Here is a 20,272-nt window from a genome sequence, read left to right on the forward strand (position 1 = left end):
GATCCTATGAACCGCACCGGCCCCGCGGACGTCAAGAGAACGATTCCGACGTAGCGTGACGTGCTGATGCCGACATCTGCCGTGGTCCGCCCCGTAGCGGTCGATGCCGGCACGACGTTGCTCCTGTCGATCTCGCTCGCCGCCGTGCACGTCACCGGTTGGTGGGTCGTGCTGATCGGCCTGCTGTCGCTGCTCTGGTCCTTCGGTCGCGATGCGTGGTGGCAACTCGTCAGCGGTCGATCCTGACGTCGTCCACGAGGAAGGTCGTCGGGGTCCCCTCGTCCTCGGTGCTGACCCAGGCCAGGGTGACGGTCCGGCCGCGGTACGGCGTGAGGTCGACAACCTGATCGCGGTACGACGGACCGCTCTGGGCGCTCGTGTAGCTGCGGACCGCGTGACCATCGACGGTCAACTGAAGTACGTCCTGGGATGCGACGCCCGCGACTCGCAGCGCGAAGTGGAGCGTGGGCCGGCCGAAGGACGGGACCGTGACGTGCTGGCTGAGAGAGTCGGTGTGGGCTGTGCCCGTGCCGCCGAGCCAGGCGTAGCCGAGGCCGCTGTGGCTGTACTGACCGTCAGCGCGGATCACGTCCGCGGTCTGCGTCCAGCCGCCTGCGCCGGCCTCGAAGTCACCATTCACTACGCCGCGCGCACCCTGCTTGGTGCTGACCACCCAGCTGATCACGGTGTTGCCCCGAGCTTTGGTCGAGTCGGTCGCGGTCACCGTGACCGAGTGAACGCCCGGCTGGGTCGGCCGACCGTAGATGACGCCGCTCGACGCGTCGAGCCGGAGTCCGGTCGGCAGGTCGGTCGCGGCGAACCGAACTGAGCGATGACCAGAGTCCGTCGCGCGGGCCTGGAGCAGCACGAGGTCACCGACCGCGCTGAACTGCTGCGCCGGCGCCGTGACCGTGATCCGGTTGCCCTTGGTCGGCGAGGTGAGTGCGCGAGTGCCGTCCGGCGTCCCGAGGCCGGTCGGGCCGTCCCAGCCGGCCTGCGCCGTACACAGCGCGGCCGGGGTGCAGTCGCCGTTGTTGCCTTGGACAACATCGTTGAGGTTGCCGGTGACGCCGTACGGGTAGCTCGCCGGACGGGAGGCGGGGTCCGGGTCACCGGCAAGTGCGTAGATCGCGGCGACGATCGGTGCCGCGGCGCTGGTTCCGCCGTACACGGCCCAGCCGTCGCCGCCGGTGGTCTGGTACACGGCGAGACCGGTCGCGGGGTCGGCCACCGCGGACACGTCCGCGACCGCGCGCTGCGAACAGACCGCCGCCGGGATGACCGACTGCCAGCTCGGCTTGGCCATCACGCCGGAGCACCCTGAACCGGTGCCGTCGCCCAGGAAGCTGTTCCAGACCGTCTCGGTCCAGCCGCGCGCCGAGTCGTCCTTCGTGAGCGTCGTACCGCCGACCGCGGTCGTGGCTTCCGAGCTCGCGGGGTAGGAGACGCCGGCCTCGTAGTCGCTGTCGCCGGTCGAGGCCGCGTAGACGACACCGCGCTGGTCGAAGTAGGTGCTGTCGAGCTCGGCGAGGTCGGCCGACTCCGGTCCGCCCCAGCTCAGCGAGACGAACTTGGCGCCCAGCCGGTTGGCGGTCACGACCGCCTTGAGGAGGTCGTCGCTGGCGGAGTTCGCCTCGATCAGCGTGATGCCGCAGTGCGGGCAGACCGCCGAGACCGCGTCGAGGTCCAGCGAGATCTCGCCCGACCACGAGCGCGACGGGGCCGGCAGTGGGCTCGGCAGGCCGTCCTGGTTGAGCTTCTGGAAGCAGCCGTTCTCCGTCGTACAGGCCGGCAGCCCGAACTGGTTGCGGTACTCGGCCAGGTCCGCCTCGGCGGTCGGATCGTCGTACGCGTCGACGACGTACACCCGCTGACCCTGGCCGGCCGATGCCGACGGCAACTTGTACGCCGACTGGAGGTCGGCCGGACCGTAGCCGGCGGGCGCACCGGCGACCCGGGCCCGGAAGCCGAGGTCGGCACGTCGTTGCGCGAAGCAGGTGAAGTGTCCCGGCTCGACCTTCTGGTCGCAGCTCGCCACGACCTTCGGGGACTCCTGGACGTCCGCGGCGGCCACCGTGGTGGTGGCACCGACCAGGACCAGGGCCAGCGGGATCGCCAACCGGCGCAGTGAGATCACAGATGTACTCCGATGCTTCGAGAGTGGATCGGCGTCACGCCGGGACGACGGTGGTCTGCTGCCAGCTCTGGCCGGCATCGTGGGTCACCCAGAGCTGGGTGTCCGGCGTGTACGCCGCATCGCGCTCGACGAGCCACGCGGTGGTGCCGGACTGGAAGACCAGGTCGTGGATGTGCTCGCTGTTCTCCAGCCAGTTCTGGTCGACGCGCCACGACTTCGACAGCGTCGGGCGGTTGTAGACCAGGCTCGCGGTGACCGTGGTCAGCATGACCGCACCATCGGGCGCGACCGCCAGCCGGCTGGCCAGGCCGAGTCCACCGGGGATGGCGTCGTACCGGAAGGTCTTGCCGCCGTCACCGGAGACGAGGAGGGTCTTGTCGGAGTGGCCGCGGCCGAAGTTCGCCATGCAGAGCGCGTAGACCCGGCCCGGGCCGTTCGTCGCGAGGTCGGTGATGGTGGCGTCCTCGGGGTCGGCGCAGGTCACCAGGCTGGTGGACCGGACCGTGCCGTTGCGCAGGGTGGACAGGCGACCCGACCCGACGAACGGTGCGGCCAGGAAGTAGACGGTCGAGCCCTCGGCGTCGAGGGCGACGTGGTCGTCGGCCGCCACCGCGAGGTCGAGCTGCTTCCAGCCGGTCGACTTGCCGGCCGGTGCGCGCCAGACCTTCAGCGGGCGGTCGTCGCAGATGCCGGTCCCGATCGCGCACCCGGACGTGACGACGTACGTGCCGTCCGGGGCGGCCAGCAGGTTGAGGATCTTGGCGTCACCACCGGGTACCGGGACCTGGGTCCAGGTCTTGCCGCCGTCGCGGGTGACCTCGAGGAACGGGTCGTAGGCCCAGCCGAACTTCTGGTCGGCGAACTGCAGGCTGGTCAGGCCCGGCTCGCCGCTCTTGGCCAGCCCGTTGTGCGTCCGGCCGGCGGTCGTCCAGGTCTTGCCGCCGTCGTGGGTGGCCTTGACCTCGGCCGGGCAGGTCGTCGTACCGCAGGCGACACCGCCGAGCAGGTAGCCGTCGGTCTGGGTCGGCCAGACGATCGACTGCGGCGAGAACGCCGGCTCACTGGGCTGGGCGGTCGCGGCCCCCGAGCCGACCAGAACGGCGGTGACGATCGCGCCCACCAAGGCGATCGTGGAACGACCAGCATGTAAACGCACAGTTCACTCCTCGGACAACGACGCTTCCTCGGGACACGCTAAGCCCTGACCGGGCTCGCGCGGCGCCGGATCCGGCCAAACGCCGATTGCGGCCAACTACCCTCGATCCGTGGCTGATTGGGAAGCGATTGGACTGTCCGCGTTGGACGCGCAGGTGTACCGGCAGTTGTTGCGTGATCCCGGTGTCCCGGTCGGGCAGCTCAGCGAGGCGGTGGAGGAGCCGGAGGCAACGGTCGAGGCCGCGGTCGGCCGGCTGATCGCCGCCGGTCTGGTACGCAGCGGCTCGGAGGCAGCGCCGGCGCCGGTCGATCCGCGGTCCGGGCTCGGCATGCTGGTGCGCGAGCGGCGGGCGGCCCTGGACGGCGTCGCCGCGATGACCGATCAGCTGGCCCGGGAGTTCAGTGCCGGCCAGTTGCAGGCCGAGCCGAGCCGCCTGATCGAGATCGCGGTCGGCCGTGACGCGATCGAGGCACGGATCGACGACATGTTGCGTGGAGCAACCGAACAGGCGGTCGGCACCGACACCCCGCCGTACGTCGCCGACGGCAGCCACCAGGTGTCCGGTGCCGAGCTCGCCCTGCTGGATCGCGGTGTCCGGTTCCGGGCGATCTACGCGGCCGAGGTGCTGGATCATCCCGGCTGGGTCGATCGGCTGCGATCGATGGCCGAGCGAGGCGAACAGTCGCGCGTACTGCCGCAGGTCCCGGTGAAGCTGCTGATCGTCGACGGCCGGACCGCGATGCTCCCACTGGCCGGCGACGGTCCGTCGACGCCGGGCCAGGCGCGGGCCGTCGTGGTCACGGACTCCGCGCTGACCCATGCCCTGCAGGCCCTGTTCGACCAGCTGTGGGGCCAGGCCACGCCGCTCCGGCTGGCCGAGCCGGCCACCGCCGATCCCGACACGACCCTGATCAACCTGCTGGCCAGCGGGATGAAGGACGAGGCGATCGCTCGCCAGTTGGGCGTCAGCGGCCGGACGTTGCGCCGCCGGATCGCCCAGGTCCAGGAGCAACTCGGCGCGACCAGCCGCTTCCAAGCCGGTCTGCAAGCCGGCCGTCGCGGCTGGGAGTGAGGCGCTTCGTCAGGACGGCGCTCCGGCTTTGACGACGACCAGATGCAGGCCCAGTGTGACGGCGAGGACGACGGCCGCGACGCCGAGCAGGCCGCTCGGTGCGGTCCCGGCGGCCAGCGCGACACCGCCCAGCCCACTGCCGATCGCCGAACCGAGCGAGATCGCGCTGCCGTTGAGGGCCATCACGATCGCGGCGGACTCCGGGGCGAGGCCGCCGAGGCGGACCTGCTGCGGTACGGCGGCGCCGCCGTTGCCGACGCCCTGGGCGAAGAACCAGATCAGGGCGGTCACCGCGACGACGGTGGCCGAGGCGATCATCAGGCCGGCCATGCCGAGGATCGAGTTCAGCAGCAGAACACCCAGGACGACGGTGAGCACCCGCGGTGCCGAGAAGCGGTCCGCCAGCCGGCCGGTGATCGCATTGCCGACCGCGCTCGCGACGCCGTACCCGAACATGATCGCGATGATCATCCATCCGGCCGGGAAGGACGGGCCGAGGATCAGGACGGCGTACGTGAAGCAGGTGAAGCTGCCGCAGAGGATGCCGGTGGTGACGAGCAGCGCGCCGAGCAGCCGGGGCCGCCCGAGCGGGCGTAGCTGGTCGGCCAGCCGGCCCGGCGGGAGATGCCGGCGGGGGAGGCCGCGCAGGATGCCGGCCAGCGCCATCGTGCCCATCACGGCGACCAGGATCATCGGGAGGCGCCAGCTGGACTGCCCGATCAGCAGGCCGACCGGTACGCCGAGCGCGGTCGCGGTCAGCAACCCCCCGAGCACGAACGACAACGCCTTGCCACGATGCCGGACCGGAGTCACCGCGATCACGTACCCACTGACGGCGGCGTACAGGAGGCAGCCGCCGAGCGCCGCCACCACCCGGCCGCCGAACGCGATCGGGTAGTTCGTGGCGAGCCCGACGATCAGGTTGCCGAGGGCGAAGACGCCGAGCGCCGTGGCGATCGTCGTACGGCGCTCCCAGCGCGAAGTCAGCGTCCCGAGCACCGGACCGGCGAAGGCCGCGGTGAGCGCGAAGGCGGACATCAACTGGCCCGCGGCCGCCGCGCTCACGTGCAGGTCCGCGGCGACGGCGGGCAGCAACCCGGTCAGGACGTACCCGTCGATTCCCATCGAGAACGTCGCCACCGCCAGCCAGACCAGCGGCCGGTACGAGAACTCCTGCTCCTCAACGGTCTCCGCGGCGCACGTGTTCGTCACTCGGCGGCGACTTTTGCGGTCGTGGAGGAGCGGGAGACGATCAGGTGCAGGGTGACGGTGATGGCGAGGATGACGGCGGAGACGCCGAGCAGGTCGTTGGCGGCGGAGCCGGCGGCCAGCGCGGCGCCACCGAGCCCACTACCCAGCGCGGAGCCCAGCGAGATCGCGCTGCCGTTCAGGGCGATCACGATCGTCGCGGAGTCCGGCGCCATCGAGGCCAGGCGGGCTTGTTGCGGGACGGCCGCGCCGCCGTTGCCGACACCCGCGGTGAAGAACCACAGCAGCCCGCAGGCCGCGGCGAGGGTGAGCGGGAAGAGTGACAGGGCGACCATGCCGACGATCGCGTTCAGCAGCAGTCCGGAGAGGACGACCGTCAGCACGCGGATCGCGGAGAAGCGGTCGGTGAGGCGGCCGGTGACCGCGTTCCCCAGCATGCTCGCGACGCCGTACCCGAACATGATCGCGATGATCATCCACTCGGCGTGGAAGTGCGGGCCGAGGATCAGGGTGGCGTAGGTGAAGCAGGCGTAGCTGCTGCACAGGATGCCGGTCGTGACCAGGAGGCCGGCGAGCAGCCGCGGCTGCCGCAGCGGGCGCAGCCGGTCGACGAGGGTTCCGCCGGGAAGATGCAGCTTCGGGAGCTTGAGCAGGATGCCCACCAGCGCGATGCTGCCGACCACGGCGACCATGATCATCGGGAACCGCCAGCTGGACTGCCCGATCACCAGGCCGATGGGCACCCCGAGCGCGGTCGCGGCCATCCACCCGCCGAGCACGAACGACAACGCTTTGCCGCGATGCCGCTCCGGCGTGAGCGCGATCGCGTACCCGGTGACGGCTGCGTTCAGCAAGCAGGCGCCCAGCGCCGCCACGACCCGGCCGGCGATCGCGACCGAGTAGAGCGTCGCGAGTCCGACGACCAGGTTCCCGGCGATGAAGACGGCGAGCGACAGGGCGATCGTCGTACGGCGCTCCCACCGTGAGGTCACCGTTCCGAGCACCGGCCCCGCGAGCGCCGCGGTCAGCGCGAACACCGACATCAACTGCCCGGCGGCCGCCGCGCTGACGCGCAGGTCCGCGGCGATCGCAGGCAGTAGCCCCGCCAGGACATACCCGTCGATTCCGGTCGAGAACAGCGCCACCGCCAGCCACAGCAACGGCCGGTACGACATCTTCTGCTCATCCGTCGCGCCGGCCGCGCGTATTTCCGTCATGTCCTTATCGAACCGCGACCGGGCTGCGCACGGCAAGAGGAAAATGAGCAAAGTTGTCGCCAGCGGCTGCTCCTTGTGCAGCTGCGGTCAAGTCTTACGGTGGCTGGATGCCGTAGTCGTGGATCTTGCGGTAGATGGTGGCGCGGGACATCCCGAGGGATTTCGCCGCCCGGCCCTTGTGGCCGTCGTTGGCGACCAGGCTGCGGATGATCGCGTCGCGTTCGAGCGCCTCGAGCTGGCTGAGGCTGCGCCGGCTGATCGCCTGGACGCGGGCCGGCAGGTCGGCGGGCGTGATCACGCCGGTCCGGCGGCGCCGCAGGACGACCTGCTTCAGGATGTGACACAGCTCCGCGGTGTTCCCCGGCCACGACGAACGCATCAGCTGCTGCATCGACTCCGGCGAACAGGCCAGCTCGCCGTGGCTCATCTGGTTGAGGAAGTGCGGCACCAGGTCCCGGACGTCCTCGATGTGGTGCCGCAGCGGTGGCACCTCGATGGTGAGTGGGAACAACGCCAACAGGTCCGCGAGATCCGCGGCTTCCTGGTCGTCGCCGGTGAGCGTGAGTGCGATCCAGGGCGGGGCCGACGGACGGCGTTCCTGCACGCCGTACAGGGCCTCGATGGCCACGTCCACACCGGCGGCATCGAGTCGCTCGGCGTGCCGGATGACCAGCGCCTGCAGGGAGTCGTCGGCCAGCTCGGCCTCCAGCTCCGCACCGAAGCCGGCACCCGCGATGGCGACGTCGACCACGTGGAACAGGCCGCCCGGGTTGTTCTGGTGGTGCGCGGCGCGCGCGAGCGCGATCTTTCCGACGCCGCGCTCGCCGGTGAGAACGACCCATTGCCCGGCCCGGCACGCGTTGTCGACCTCCCGGCTACTGCCGAGCCAGGGGGCGCTCCGGCCGACCAGTCCCGGCAGCACAGGCCGGGACGGCGGGCGGTGCACGGAGCCCGGCACCGGCCCGTCCACACCGGCACTCAGCGCGCTGACCTGGATGATCCCCGCTGCCTCGTCATGCGGGCCGACGGTGACCGGCCGGCAGGTGATCCTGGCCCAGCCGCCGGTGGGCAGCTCGACCACGACCGCCTCCGAGCCGCCGCGTTCCAGCAGCTCGGCGGCGTGGCCGAGCACCGCGCGCTGGTCGGCGGCGTCGAGGGACTGCCGCGCGTTCGCATTCATCAGCAGTACGTCGTCGTCGACGGCGAGAACCATGTCGCCGAGCCGTCGCACGCTCTGCTTGTACGCGCGCAGCAGCGCCAGCTCCCGCGTGGAGCTGTCGGTCAGCATCGCCCCTCTGATGTTGTCGGCGGTGATCTTGGCGAGCGCGATCAGCAGCGAACCGGCGTCCTTGCGCCAGCAGGTCAGGTCGATGGCCCCGACTGTCTTACCCGTCACCGGGTGCTTGATCGGTACGCCGGCGCACGCCAGGTCCTCGAGGTCCTCGGCGTAGTGCTCGTGACCGAAGACGTGCATCGGGCCGCCGCCCTCGAGGGCGGTGCCGATCCCGTTCGTCCCGGCGAACTGCTCGGCGTAGCTGAAGCCCGGCGCCAGGAACACCTTGTCGAGGTGCCGGCTCAGCTCGGCGTCGGCGGTCAGGCGTTCGAGGACCATCCCGGTCCGGTCGGTGAGGATGATGCTGATCGGCTGGCCGTCCAGGTTCTGGTGCAGTTGCTGCAGCACCGGGCGCGCACTGCGTGTGAGCGGCAGGTCCAGATCCGGGTCCGCGACGTAGGGCAGCGTGATCCGGTCGGCGGGCAGGTTCCATCGCCGCGATCTCACCCAGGACGCAAGGATCGGTGGCCGGACGTCCTGGGCACGCACCGGATCGAGGGTGAGGAAGTTCAGCCGGGCCGTGGCGGCCCGCGCGCTGTCGTCCGTCGCAGCGAGTTCGTCCACGGGGCCTCCTGACGCCGAGCAGGAACGGCGCGGCACTGATCCGCGTGGCCCCACCCGGTCATCGCAGTTCGAGCCTAATGCAGGCAGACACAAGTGGTGTCTCAGATTGAGACAACCGCCGGAGGCTCGCGGGCTTGTGATCGAAGTGGGGCTAGGGAGGTTCCGATGGACAACGATGTCTCCAGCCAGGTCGAGTCGTACAACCCGTGGACCATCGTGAACGTCGTGTTCGAGCATCTGGCCGATGTCGGCCTGCATCCAGTCCTCGGAGCCACCGGGCACCCGGGCGAGCCGGCCGCCGAACTGCTGCGCTGCCTGGGAATCCAGCCTGATCCACAAGGTGATCAGCGCCTCGTGCAGCAGAAACAGGACCGTCTCGCCGAGCTCCGTGAGGCGATGTTCGGCGAGACGTGATCTTCATCTCAATTTGAGACCTCACCGGCATCCCAGCGGCGATGTACTGCAAGGACAGTCGGCCACATGAGCGGGAGGAGTGCCATGAGTCGCCAGAGTGTGGCGAAGGCCCACCAGAAGATCCAGGAGTTGTCCTGGGAACCGGCGTACCACGAGCCGGTCTCTCAGTACGGAACCGACTACACGTTCCAGAAGGCGCAGAAGAAAGACCCGCTGAAGCAGGTTCTGCGCTCGTACTTCCCGATGCAGGAGGAGAAGGACCACCGGGTGTACGGCGCCTCGGACGGCGCGATCCGTGGAAACATGTTCCGCCAGGTGCAGGAGCGCTGGCTGGAATGGCAGAAGCTCTTCCTGAGCATCATCCCGCTGCCGGAGATCTCGGCCGCCCGCGCGATGCCACTGCTGTTCCGGACCGTCCCGAACCCCGAGCTCCACAACGGCCAGGCGATCCAGATGATCGACGAGGTACGGCACTCGACGATCCAGCAGAACCTCAAGCGCCTCTACATGAACAACTACATCGACCCGGCGGGCTTCAACTCCAGCCTGCGGAACTTCCAGAGCGACTACTGCGGCACCATCGGCCGGCAGTTCGCCGAGGGGTTCATCACCGGTGACGCGATCACGGCGGCCAGTATCTACCTGACCATCGTGGCCGAGACGGCGTTCACCAACACCCTGTTCGTCGCGATGCCGGCCGAGGCGGCCGCGAACGGCGACTACCTGCTACCGACGGTGTTCCACTCGGTGCAGTCCGACGAGTCCAGGCACATCAGCAACGGGTACGCGACCCTGCTGATGGCACTCGCCGACGAGGGCAACCACCAGCTGCTCGCCCGCGACCTGCGCTACGCGTGGTGGAACAACCACCGGGTCGTCGACGCGGCGATCGGAACCTTCATCGAGTACGGCACGAAGGACCGCCGCAAGGACCGCGAGAGCTACGCCGAGATGTGGCGCCGGTGGATCTACGACGACTACTACCGCAGCTACCTCGTCCCGCTGGAGAAGTACGGCCTCGAGATCCCGCACGACCTGATCGAGGAGTCCTGGAACCAGATCTGGAACAAGGGCTACGTGCACGAGGTCGCCCAGTTCTTCGCCACCGGCTGGCTCGCCAACTACTGGCGGATCGACCCGATGACGGACAAGGACTTCGAGTGGTTCGAGTACAAGTACCCGGGCTGGTACGACAAGTACGGCGCGTGGTGGGAGAACTACAACCGCCTGTCGATGCCGAACGGTCACAAGCCGATCGTCTTCGAGGACGTCGACTACGAGTACCCGCACCGGTGCTGGACCTGCATGGTCCCGTGCCTGGTCCGCGAGGACATGGTGATGGCCAAGGTCGACGGCCAGTGGCGGACCTACTGCCACGACATGTGCCGCTGGACCGACGAGGAGGCCTTCCGGCCGACGTACCAGGGCCGGCAGACGCCGAACATGGGCAAGCTGATCGGTCACCGCGAGTGGGAGACGCTGTACCACGGATGGAACTGGGCCGACGTGGTCTCGGACATGGGCTTCGTCCGGGACGACGGTAAGACGATGGTCGCGCAACCGCACCTTGATCTGAACCCGGACAAGATGTGGACGCTGGACCACCTGCGCAAGTGCCCGCCGCTGGCGAGCCCGAACGTGTTGCTGAACGAGATGACGGACGACGAGCGCACCGCGTTCGCCGCTCGCTACGTCAAGGGAGGCCCCGCCGGCCGTCCTGCCCCTGCGGACGCCTGATCCCGTCCGTCATGGCTGAGAAGCATGTTGTGAGGTTCGAGCCCGTAGGCATCGAGATCGAGGTCGATGAGGACCAGACGATCCTACGGGCTGCGGCCGAGCAGGGTGTGATGCTCATGCACGGCTGCAAGGAGGGACAGTGCGCGTCCTGCAAGTCGTTCGTCCTCGACGGTGAGGACATCGAACTGGACCGCTACTCGACCTTCGCGCTGCCGGAGTACGAGCTGGACGAGGGCTACACCTTGCTCTGCCGTGCGCACGCCTACGAGGACCTCACGATCGAGCTGCTCAACTACGACGAGGAGATGATCCGTTCCGGCCTGCCGATCCAGGAACGTACCGCCGAAGTCGTCGCGATCACGCCGGTCACCCATGACCTGCGCCACCTGGTGCTTCGGCTCGCCGAGCCTGGCGAGCTGAAGTTCTTCCCCGGGCAGTACGTCGACATCGCGGTACCGGGAGCCGAGGCCACCCGCTCGTTCTCGATGGCAAACACCACCAGCCGGGAGACCGGCCGGCTGGAGTTCGTGATCAGGGTCTACCCGGGCGGCCTGTTCTCGGAGCACCTGGACCAGCGGCTGCAGGTCGGGGACCGACTGGACCTGTCCGGGCCGTTCGGGGTGTTCACCCTCCGGGACAACCCGGACGCCCGGCTGGTCTTCCTCGGCGGCGGGGCCGGGATGGCGCCGATCCTGTCGCTGCTGCGGTCGATGGCCGAGCGGGGGATCGACCGGCCGACGACGTACTACTACGGCGCCCGCACCCAGCGGGACCTGTGTTTCGAGGACGAGTTGCGCGGGCTGGAACAGACCCTGCCGCGGTTCCGGTTCGTGCCGGCCCTGTCCGAGGACGAGTGGGACGGCGAGACCGGCCTGATCACCGATGTCGTCCGTCGCAACGAGCCGGATCTGACCGGAGCCGACGCCTACGTCTGCGGGCCGCCACCCATGGTCGAGGCCGCGATCCCGATGCTCGAGGGACTGGGCGTCGTGACGAAGCACATCTACTACGACAAGTTCACCACGACCGGCGACGCCGGCGACTCGAAGGTGCTGGAGGCAGAGAGCCGATGACCACCACACAAGACTCCACGACCGGGGGCAAGTTCGAACGCAGCGTGCCGAAGCCGGTCTTCACCGACGCCGAAGCGGGCGCCCGCGAGTTCCCGGACTCGTCGTCGCGGCGCTACAACTACTACCAGCCGCAGAAGCGCAAGCAGAGCCACTACGAGGACGTCACCGTCGAGGTGCAGCCGGATCCGCGGCACTACCTCACCCAGGGCTGGCTGTACGGGTTCGCCGACGGGCGCGGCGGCTACCCGCTGGACTGGACCGTGCTGAAGGCGTGGGGCTCGGACAAGCCCTCACCCGAGCGCGGACCGGGCACCGGCGGCATGCTCGTCAAGGACTGGCCGGCCACCGGCTGGCACGAGTTCCGCGACCCGAACGAGGAGTGGGAGCTCACGCTCTACCGCTACAACTCCAACGTGGTCCGCCAGGTCACCCAGAACGTCGAGGCCGCGCGGCAGTCGAAGGCCTTCGAGCAGTGGAACACCAACTGGGTCCGCTTCGTCGAGCAGCACGTCGGCGCCTGGATGCACGTCGACCACGGCCTGGGTCTCTACCTGTACGCGAACGCGAACCGGCGGGCCCCGACGAACATGCACAACAACGCGATCTCGGTGAACAGCATGCACCGGATCCGCGCGGCGCAGGACCTGGCGCTGTACAACCTGACCCTGTCGGAGGAGATCGACGGCTTCGACGGCAAGGCCCACCTGGAGACCTGGAACTCCGACCCGTCCTGGCAGGGTGTGCGGGATGTCGCCGAGCGCCTGACCGCGATCGACGACTGGTGCGAGGCGATCTTCGCCGCGAACGTCGTCTTCGAGCCGCTCGTCGGCGAGCTGTTCCGCAGCCAGCTGATCCAGCAGGCCGCTCCGCGCAACGGCGACTTCGTCACGCCGACCGTGATCGGCGCCGCCGAGTACGACTTCGCCGAGCGCGACCTGCGCTACACGACGGCGATGTTCGAGCTGCTCACCAGCGACCGTGAGTTCGCCGCCCACAACAAGGCGATCCTGCAGGGCTGGGCCTCCACCTGGACCGCGGCGGCCCTGGCCGCGGCGCGCACCCTGCAGCCGGTGTGGTCGCAACCGGACGCCAAACCGCCACGGTTCGAGGACGGCCTCGACCGGGTGAAGAGCCGGTTCAGCGGCATCCTCGGCACGCTGGGCCTCGAGAACCCGAAGGAGTTGGCACAGTGACCACGCTCAAGGCAGTTGTCGAGAGCCCGTTCAAGTCCGACAACACCGCGTCCAACCGGTGTGGCGTCACGCTGATGAACAACCAGGTCGGCGCCGTCGTCGCCGAGGTGATGCGGGGCTTCGACAACGTCACCGTGACGCCGCTGCCGTCGATGATCCGCGTCGACGCGGTCGGCAAGATGGAGTTCATCTACGACGACATCTCCGAGGCGCTCGGTGAGGAGCCCGGGTACTTCGACCAGGCCGAGTTCGAGGAGAACATGTCCACCCACTACGGGCGGATGGTCCACACCGACGACCGGACGATCATGTTCGCCAACCCCGAGGACGCCGCCGACTACATCGGGTTCGACCTGACCGCATCCAGCTGACACAAGGGGGTCTTCCGTGTACGAGAAGAATGGTGAGAAGTACTTCGTGGTCGACAGCCACATGCACTTCTGGAATGCGGCACCGGACAACTGGGTCGCCGGCCAGGAGCAGTACGCGAAGGGGTGGATCGAGTGCTTCCACGCGTACATGAGTCTGGCCCCGAAAGAGACCCACTGGCCGATCGAGAAGTTCATGAAGTACTCCGAGGACGACCTGATGAAGGACGTCTTCGAGGAGGGCTACGTGGACGTCGCGGTGTTCCAGCCGACCTACCTGAAGGAGTGGTACAAGGAAGGGTTCAACACCACCGAGCAGAACGCGAACCTGGGGGAGAAGCACCCCGGCATGTTCGTGCTGAACACCCGCTTCGACCCACGCGACGGTGACGTCGGCCTGGAGGAGCTCGCCCGCAACGTCGAGCGCTACGGCTCGAAGGGCGTCAAGCTCTACACGGCCGAGTGGAACGCCGGGTCGCGGGGCTACAAGCTCACCGACCCCGCGGCGTACGCCTACCTCGCGAAGGCCCAGGAGCTGGGGATCAAGAACATCCACGTCCACAAGGGCCCCACGATCTGGCCGCTGGACAAGGACGCGTTCGACGTCGCCGACATCGACCACGCCGCGACCGACTTCCCGGAGCTCAACTTCATCGTCGAGCACGTCGGGTTGCCGCGGATCGAGGACTTCTGCTTCATGGCGACCCAGGAGCCCAACGTGTACGCCGGTCTGTCCGTCGTCATCGGCGGTCTGATGCACGCCCGGCCGCGGTTCTTCGCGAAGGTGATGGGAGAGCTGCTGTTCTGGGTCGGCGAGGACAAGATGACCTTCGGCAGCGACTACGGGATCTGGGAGCCGAAGTGGCAGATCGAGGGCTTCGTCGACTGGGAGTTCCCGGAGGGTGACGAGTTCTCCGACTATCCGCGGCTCGGGGTCGAGGGCAAGAAGAAGATCCTCGGGCTGAACGCGGCCAAGTTGTACGACCTCAAGGTTCCGGGCGAGCTTCAACTCAAGGAGGAGACGCCGGCAGCACCAGACGACGCCAAGCTGGTTACGTCGTAATGACAGCAGTGGTGACGGAGCGGTCCAGGGTGGTGCTCGCCGCCCTGGACGCGGTCCGGGACCCGGAGCTGGACGAGCCGATCACGACGCTGGGGTTCGTGTCCACCTGCGTGGTGTCGGCGGCCGGCGACGTGGTCGTGCGGCTGCGCCTGCCGACGTACTTCTGCGCACCCAATTTCGCCTTCCTGATGGTCGCCGACGCGTACGACGTGGTCTCCGCGCTGCCCGCCGTACGCGCCGTCGACGTCGCCCTCGTGGACCACTTCGCCGCCGACCAGATCAACGCCGGCGTCGCGGCCCGGGCCGGGTTCGTGGCCTCCTTCGCGGGTGAGGCCGCGGGCGAGCTGGACGAGCTGCGCCGGACCTTCGTGGCCAAGGCGGTGCTGGCCGGCACCGACCAGGTGTGCCGGCCATTGATTGCCTCCGGCACCGATCCGGCGGAGCTCGCCGGGCTGACGCTCGGCGACGTACCGCCGTCGGACGAGCTGGAGCGGTTGCGCCGGCGGCGGGCCGAGCTCGGCCTGCCCGCGGACCTGGCGGCGCCGCTGCTCCTCGACCCCGGCACCGGTGACGCGGTCACCGGCGCCGGGGCGCCGAGGTATCTGGGCAAGGCACGCCTCACCCGGACCGGGATCGAGGCCAACACCGGCATCTGTAGGGGAATGCTGCGGCACCGGTACGCCGAGACCGGGGCCGGCGAGGAGGGATCGGGATGAAGGCGGTTCGACTGCACGGGTACCACCAGCAGCCAGTGGTCGAGGACGTACCGGAACCGGTCGTCAAGGGTCCGCTGGACGTCATCGTCAAGATCGGTGGGGCCGGCGTGTGCCGCACCGATCTGCACATCATCGAGGGCCAGTGGGCCGAGGCCATGCACCCGGCCCTGCCGTACACGATCGGCCACGAGAACGCCGGCTGGGTGCACGAGATCGGTTCGGCCGTGACCAACGTCCAGGTCGGGGACACCGTCATCCTGCACCCGACCCCGACGTGCGGACTCTGCCAGGCCTGCCGGGCCGGCAACGACATGCACTGCTCGAACAGCACCTTCCCGGGGCTCGACAGTGACGGCGGCATGGCGGAGTACCTCCTCACCTCCGCCCGGGCGTGCGTCAAGCTCGACCCGACCACCAAGCCGGAGGACGTGGCGGCACTGGCCGATGCCGGCATCACGGCTTACCACGCGGTGCGCAAGGCCATTCCACTCCTGCCACCCGGGACGACCTGCGTCGTGATCGGCGCGGGCGGTCTCGGACACATCGGGGTGCAGTGCCTGGCGGCGCTGACGGCGGCCCGGATCATCGTGGTCGACCGCAACCCCGACGCGCTGAAGCTGGCCGAGCAGCTCGGCGCGGACCAGACAGTCGTTGCTGACGGCAAGCAGGTCCAGACCGTGCAGGAGCTCACCGGCGGCGCCGGGGCGAACGTCGTCCTCGACTTCGTCGCCGAGCAGGGCGCCGAACAGGACGGTTTCGCGATGACCGCGCCGGCCGGTTCGTACTTCGTCATCGGGTACGGCGGCCAGGTCCAGATCCCGACCCTCGACATCATCTCGACCGAGCGGAACATCGTCGGCAACATCGTCGGCACGTTCAACGAACTGACCGAGCTGATGGCGCTCGCCCAGGCCGGCAAGGTCACCCTGCACACCCGGACGTACCCGCTCGACGCGGCCGCCGACGCGGTCGCCGATCTCGACGCCGGCCGGGTCCGCGGCCGCGCGATCCTCGTTCCGTAAACGACCATTTCACGACCGGAGGGCTCTGATGGCCAAGGAACTGCGATTCGGTGAGCAGGCGCGGATGCTGATGCTGTCCGGGGTGGACCAGCTGGCCGAGGCGGTGAAGTCGACTCTGGGCCCGAAGGGGCGCAACGTGATCCTGGAGAAGATCACCGGTTCGCCGGTGGTCACCAACGACGGCGTCACCATCGCCCGGGAGATCTTCCTCAAGGACCAGTTCGAGAACATGGGTGCCCAACTGGTCAAGGAAGCCGCGATCAAGACCAACGACATCGTCGGCGACGGCACCACCACGGCGACGGTGATCGCGCACGCGATCGTCCGCGAGGGCATGCAGGCGATCGGCAAGGGCGGCAACCCGGTGCTGGTCAAGCGCGGGATCGACCTCGCGGTCGGGCGCCTGGTGGCCCGGCTGCGCGAGGTCGCGCACCCGGTCGCCACCGAGCTCGACTTCGCCCGGGTGGCGGCGATCTCGGCGAACGACGACGACATGGTCGGCGCGGTGATCGCGAAGGCCCTGCACACTGTCGGGGACGGCGGGATCGTGACCGTCGAGGAGTCGGCCGCGCACGGTATGAGCGTGGACTTCCTGGAGGGCTTCGAGTTCGACAACGGCTACCTGTCGCCGTACATGGTGACGGATCCGGGCAGCCTGCAGGCGATCTTCGACGATCCCTACATCCTGTTGTGCAGCGAGAAGATCACCAAGGTCCAGGAGGTCATGCCGCTGCTGGACAAGATCATGCGCGAGCCGAAGCCGCTGGTGATCATCGCGGAGAACCTCGAGGGGACCGCGCTCAGCATGCTGGTGCACAACCACGTGAACGGCCTGTTCCGGTGTGTCGCGGTCAAGGCGCCGGGCTTCGGCGACCGGCGGCTGCACAAGCTGGAGGACATCGCGGCGATCACCGGCGGCGCGGTCTTCAGCCGGCACTCCGGTTTCAACCTCGAGACGATGACCCTGGACCAGCTCGGTCGCGCCGACCAGGTCCGGGTCACCGCGGACCGGACGGCGATCGTGGCCGGCACCGGTCACGAGCAGGACGTCGCGTTCCGGATCACCCAGCTGCGGGCCGAGCTGGAGCGGGCCACCTTCGGGGTGGACGAGGACGTGCTCACCGAGCGGATCGGTGCGTTGTCCGGCAAGGTCGCGGTCATCCGGGTCGGTGCGCCGACCCCGGCCGAGCTCAAGGAACTGCAGCACCGGGTCGAGGACGCGTTGTCGGCCACCCGGGCCGCGATGGCAGAGGGCATCGTCGCCGGTGGTGGGATGGCTCTGCTGCACGCCGCCTCCGCGCTGGACGACCTGGACGTGAAGGGCGACTACGAGACCGGGGTCGAGATCGTCCGGCGCGCGCTGCGGGAGCCGGCGTACCTGATCGCGGCGAACGCCGGCTACAACGGCGCGGAGGTGCTGGAGCGGACCGCCCAGCTCGGCGTCGACGACGGCTTCGACGCCCTCGAGGGCCGCTACGGCAACATGCTCGAGATGGGCATCATCGACCCGCTCCGGGTCGCCCGCTCGGCCCTCCAGAACGGTGCCTCGGTCGCCGGTCTGCTGCTCACCACGAACACGCTGATCGCCGAGGAACAGACGCCGTGGGGCGGCAGCCCTGCCCTGATGACCGAGTACGGCGCTCTGGACGAAGGCCTGCACCAACCGTCACCCGACTCCAGTACCCCGCAATCGCTGGGCCTGGGCCCCTCTGTCGGCTGACCCCCGAGGGCCGCCCTCAGCTTCGACTGAGGGCGGCCGTGGGTCAGAGACCGCGGATCGTGAAGGGTTTGGTGAGCCCTGCCTGGTAGCGGGTGCAGGCGGGGAAGTACACGCGGTAGCTGACGTTCCCGGCGTACGGCGGCTGGGCGAGGACGGTGAAGCGGCCGCTCGACCGGACCACTCCCTGGCTCACACCGCGCCATTGTGTTGCCCCGAGCAACCGTTGGAGGACGACCGGGCAACCGGCGGGTGCACCGGCGACGGAGCCGTTGACCGGGACGATCGTACCGACGGGGGCGCTGGTCGCCGCGGGCGTCGCCGCGACGATGCCGGGGCGGGCGACCAGGAACGAGATCGAGAGCTTGTCGAACGGGCCGTTGCGGAGCCGGACGCAGGTGATGCTGTCGGCCAGCCCACCGGCGTACGACGTCTGCGCGATGCCGGCCGTGTCGGTGATCTCGCTCGAGGTCAGGACGATCTGCTTGCACCACGCGGCGGCGGCGAACCTGAGCGGGATCCTGGTCCCGTACGGCTTCCCGGTGGCGGAATCCGTCACGGCGGCCCGGACGGTGAAGCCGGACCCGAACGGCACCACCCGCGGACTCACCGACGCGGTCAGCTTGGGCAGGTGGTAGCCGGTCACGACCAGACTCGGCCCGTCGAACGGGGTCGGGTCGATCGGACTGACCCCGTTCGCGTTCACGGTGTACGGCCCGACCTGTACGCCGCTCACCGTGAAGGTCCCGTTCGCCGTCGAGGGCACGTTCAGCGTGCCGAGCCACTCACCGTTCTGGGTGGTGCCGGACACGCGCTCCAGGTCGATCGCGATCATCGTCGCGAGTTGCCCGGTCCCGGCAGTGCGCTTCAGGAAGACGGCCAGCGAGACGTTGGCGTTGGTGGAGTCGTAGCCGGCCAGCACCCGCACCGTGACCGGCACGGTGTTCAGTCCGGAGACGGCGACCGACGTACGCCCGAGCGTGACGCCGGTGACGGTCAGCTTCGGGTCCGGGACCGCCTGGACCGCGGTCACGTTCAACGCGACCAGGGCCAGCGCGAGGATGACCACACGGATCGCCCTCATGTCACAGTCCCCGGATCACGAAGCTCTTGGAGTAGCCGGCCTGATAGCGGGAGCAGGTCGGGAAGTACACGCGGTAGATCACGTTGCCGACGTACGGCGGCTGGGCGAGCACTGTGAACCGTCCGCTCTGCCGGACCACGTCCTGGCTCACTCCACGCCACGCCGTCGCGCCGGACAGGCGCTGCAGGATCACCGGGCAGTTGGAGGGCGCGCCCGCCACCGAGCCGTTGACCGGCACGACCGTGCCGACCCGGACGCTGGTCTTGGACGGCGTCGCGCCGACGATTCCCGGCCGGGCGACCCACCAACCGAGTCCCGCAGTGTCGAACGCCCTGCCGCGCAACCGGACGCAGTTCAGCGCGTCCGCGGCGGCGGCCGGGTAGGCCCGGTCGACGATGCCGGACGCGTTGGTGAGGTAGCGGTCCCCGTCGTGCTCGACGCAGAGGTTGTCCCAGGTGATCTGGACGTTGATCCGGCTGCCGTACGGCTTGCCGGTCGTCGCGTCGGTGATCGCGACCCGGGCCGTGTACGCCGAGCCGAACGGGACCACCTTCGGGATGATCGAGACGCCGATCCTCGGCAGGTGGAGCCCGGTGACCGCGATACTCGGACCGGCGAACGGGGTCGGGGTGGTCATGCTGCCGTCGGAGCCGTCGATGATCTGGCCCTGCATGACGCCGGAGACCTTGAAGGTCCCGTTCGCCGTCGACGGCACGTAGAGGAACCCCTTCCAGGTGCCGCTCGCGTTGGTCCCGGAGGCCAGCGTCAGGAGTGCCGCGACCATGTACCTCGCCGGTCCGCTGCCGCCGGTGCGGTCCAGGAAGACGTTGAGATAGATGGTGTACGACCCGGTCGTGGCGTACCCGCCGACCACCGTGACCGGTACGGCCACGGTGTTCAGCCCGGAGACGGCGACCGACGTACGCCCGAGCACGACACTCGTGACCGTCAGGTTCGGATCGACGGAACTGGTCGTCTCGGGTACGGCGGTCGCGGCCGTCGTCGTGCCCAGCACCAACGCGACAGCGGCGGCCAGGGCCGCCCAGATCTTCGTGCTCATTCCCGCAGGGTGGCACGTGGATCCCTCGTCCGCTAGCGTCGGAATCCCTTTATTTGTTGGCGATCGCGGAAATCTCGTCCGGCCGCAACGATCGCCGAACAATCTCCCGAAGGCCGCAACTTTGGGGGTCGTCGGTG

Annotated in this window: 18 protein-coding genes; 11 read left to right on the plus strand and 7 right to left on the minus strand. The window is 69.0% G+C overall.

Annotated elements, in window-relative coordinates; all coding sequences use genetic code 11:
- The first annotated feature begins 66 nt into the window (after positions 1-66).
- Complete coding sequence (locus tag ACZ6O0_RS35875; RefSeq protein ID WP_465769495.1) at positions 67-246, plus strand: hypothetical protein; 180 nt, start codon at positions 67-69, stop codon at positions 244-246.
- Here ACZ6O0_RS35875 and ACZ6O0_RS35880 read toward each other — a convergent pair.
- Both ACZ6O0_RS35880 and ACZ6O0_RS35885 read right to left on the minus strand, forming a co-directional pair.
- Positions 230-2,137 carry a putative Ig domain-containing protein gene (locus ACZ6O0_RS35880; protein ID WP_465769496.1) on the minus strand — a complete coding sequence of 636 codons (1,908 nt, stop codon included), beginning with the start codon at positions 2,135-2,137 and terminating at the stop codon, positions 230-232. The genes ACZ6O0_RS35875 and ACZ6O0_RS35880 overlap by 17 nt on opposite strands.
- Before the next feature lie 34 nt (positions 2,138-2,171).
- Positions 2,172-3,257: a hypothetical protein gene (locus ACZ6O0_RS35885; RefSeq protein WP_465769497.1), complete on the minus strand. Its 1,086-nt coding sequence runs from the start codon at positions 3,255-3,257 to the stop codon at positions 2,172-2,174.
- Positions 3,258-3,402: 145 nt separating this feature from the next.
- Here ACZ6O0_RS35885 and ACZ6O0_RS35890 point away from each other — a divergent pair, with 145 nt between their 5' ends.
- Positions 3,403-4,365 (plus strand): helix-turn-helix domain-containing protein, encoded by a 963-nt coding sequence (locus ACZ6O0_RS35890; RefSeq protein WP_465769498.1) that lies wholly within the window; start codon positions 3,403-3,405, stop codon positions 4,363-4,365.
- Positions 4,366-4,374: 9 nt separating this feature from the next.
- Here the strand turns inward: ACZ6O0_RS35890 and ACZ6O0_RS35895 are convergent, their stop codons facing one another.
- From ACZ6O0_RS35895 to ACZ6O0_RS35905, 3 genes are all read right to left on the minus strand, one after another.
- Positions 4,375-5,577 carry an MFS transporter gene (locus ACZ6O0_RS35895; RefSeq protein WP_465769499.1) on the minus strand — a complete coding sequence of 401 codons (1,203 nt, stop codon included), beginning with the start codon at positions 5,575-5,577 and terminating at the stop codon, positions 4,375-4,377.
- Entirely contained in the window at positions 5,574-6,791 is a 1,218-nt protein-coding gene (locus ACZ6O0_RS35900) for an MFS transporter (protein WP_465769500.1), read from the minus strand. Before ACZ6O0_RS35900 ends, ACZ6O0_RS35895 begins: the two co-directional genes overlap by 4 nt.
- Before the next feature lie 94 nt (positions 6,792-6,885).
- Positions 6,886-8,688, minus strand: a complete 1,803-nt coding sequence (locus ACZ6O0_RS35905) for a sigma-54-dependent Fis family transcriptional regulator (RefSeq protein ID WP_465769501.1) — start codon at positions 8,686-8,688, stop codon at positions 6,886-6,888.
- 165 nt (positions 8,689-8,853) lie between these two features.
- Between ACZ6O0_RS35905 and ACZ6O0_RS35910 the strand changes: the two genes are divergently transcribed.
- From ACZ6O0_RS35910 to groL, 9 genes are all read left to right on the plus strand, one after another.
- Positions 8,854-9,102: a hypothetical protein gene (locus ACZ6O0_RS35910; RefSeq protein WP_465769502.1), complete on the plus strand. Its 249-nt coding sequence runs from the start codon at positions 8,854-8,856 to the stop codon at positions 9,100-9,102.
- Positions 9,103-9,186: 84 nt separating this feature from the next.
- Positions 9,187-10,839, plus strand: coding sequence for a ferritin family protein (locus tag ACZ6O0_RS35915; protein WP_465769503.1), 1,653 nt, complete (start codon positions 9,187-9,189; stop codon positions 10,837-10,839).
- Positions 10,840-10,868: 29 nt separating this feature from the next.
- Complete coding sequence (locus tag ACZ6O0_RS35920) at positions 10,869-11,912, plus strand: FAD-binding oxidoreductase (RefSeq protein WP_465769504.1); 1,044 nt, start codon at positions 10,869-10,871, stop codon at positions 11,910-11,912.
- Entirely contained in the window at positions 11,909-13,105 is a 1,197-nt protein-coding gene (locus ACZ6O0_RS35925) for a ferritin family protein (RefSeq protein WP_465769505.1), read from the plus strand. Before ACZ6O0_RS35920 ends, ACZ6O0_RS35925 begins: the two co-directional genes overlap by 4 nt.
- Positions 13,102-13,476, plus strand: coding sequence for a propane 2-monooxygenase effector subunit MimD (mimD, locus tag ACZ6O0_RS35930; RefSeq protein ID WP_465769506.1), 375 nt, complete (start codon positions 13,102-13,104; stop codon positions 13,474-13,476). Before ACZ6O0_RS35925 ends, mimD begins: the two co-directional genes overlap by 4 nt.
- Before the next feature lie 16 nt (positions 13,477-13,492).
- Complete coding sequence (locus tag ACZ6O0_RS35935; protein WP_465769507.1) at positions 13,493-14,536, plus strand: amidohydrolase family protein; 1,044 nt, start codon at positions 13,493-13,495, stop codon at positions 14,534-14,536.
- The gene (locus ACZ6O0_RS35940; RefSeq protein WP_465769508.1) at positions 14,536-15,252 is read left to right on the plus strand and encodes an iron-sulfur cluster assembly protein; all 717 of its coding nucleotides are present in this window, start codon (positions 14,536-14,538) and stop codon (positions 15,250-15,252) included. The genes ACZ6O0_RS35935 and ACZ6O0_RS35940 overlap by 1 nt, the downstream gene beginning before the upstream one ends.
- Complete coding sequence (locus ACZ6O0_RS35945; RefSeq protein WP_465769509.1) at positions 15,249-16,274, plus strand: NAD(P)-dependent alcohol dehydrogenase; 1,026 nt, start codon at positions 15,249-15,251, stop codon at positions 16,272-16,274. Before ACZ6O0_RS35940 ends, ACZ6O0_RS35945 begins: the two co-directional genes overlap by 4 nt.
- 25 nt (positions 16,275-16,299) lie before the next feature.
- Positions 16,300-17,994: a chaperonin GroEL gene (gene groL, locus ACZ6O0_RS35950; RefSeq protein ID WP_465769738.1), complete on the plus strand. Its 1,695-nt coding sequence runs from the start codon at positions 16,300-16,302 to the stop codon at positions 17,992-17,994.
- Positions 17,995-18,037: 43 nt separating this feature from the next.
- On the opposite strand, the gene ACZ6O0_RS35955 is transcribed toward groL, so the two are convergent.
- Entirely contained in the window at positions 18,038-19,075 is a 1,038-nt protein-coding gene (locus ACZ6O0_RS35955; RefSeq protein WP_465769510.1) for a hypothetical protein, read from the minus strand.
- Between the two features lies 1 nt (position 19,076).
- Complete coding sequence (locus ACZ6O0_RS35960) at positions 19,077-20,135, minus strand: hypothetical protein (RefSeq protein WP_465769511.1); 1,059 nt, start codon at positions 20,133-20,135, stop codon at positions 19,077-19,079.
- Between the last annotated feature and the right edge of the window lie 137 nt (positions 20,136-20,272).

Source organism: Kribbella sp. NPDC048837 (assembly GCF_055586945.1).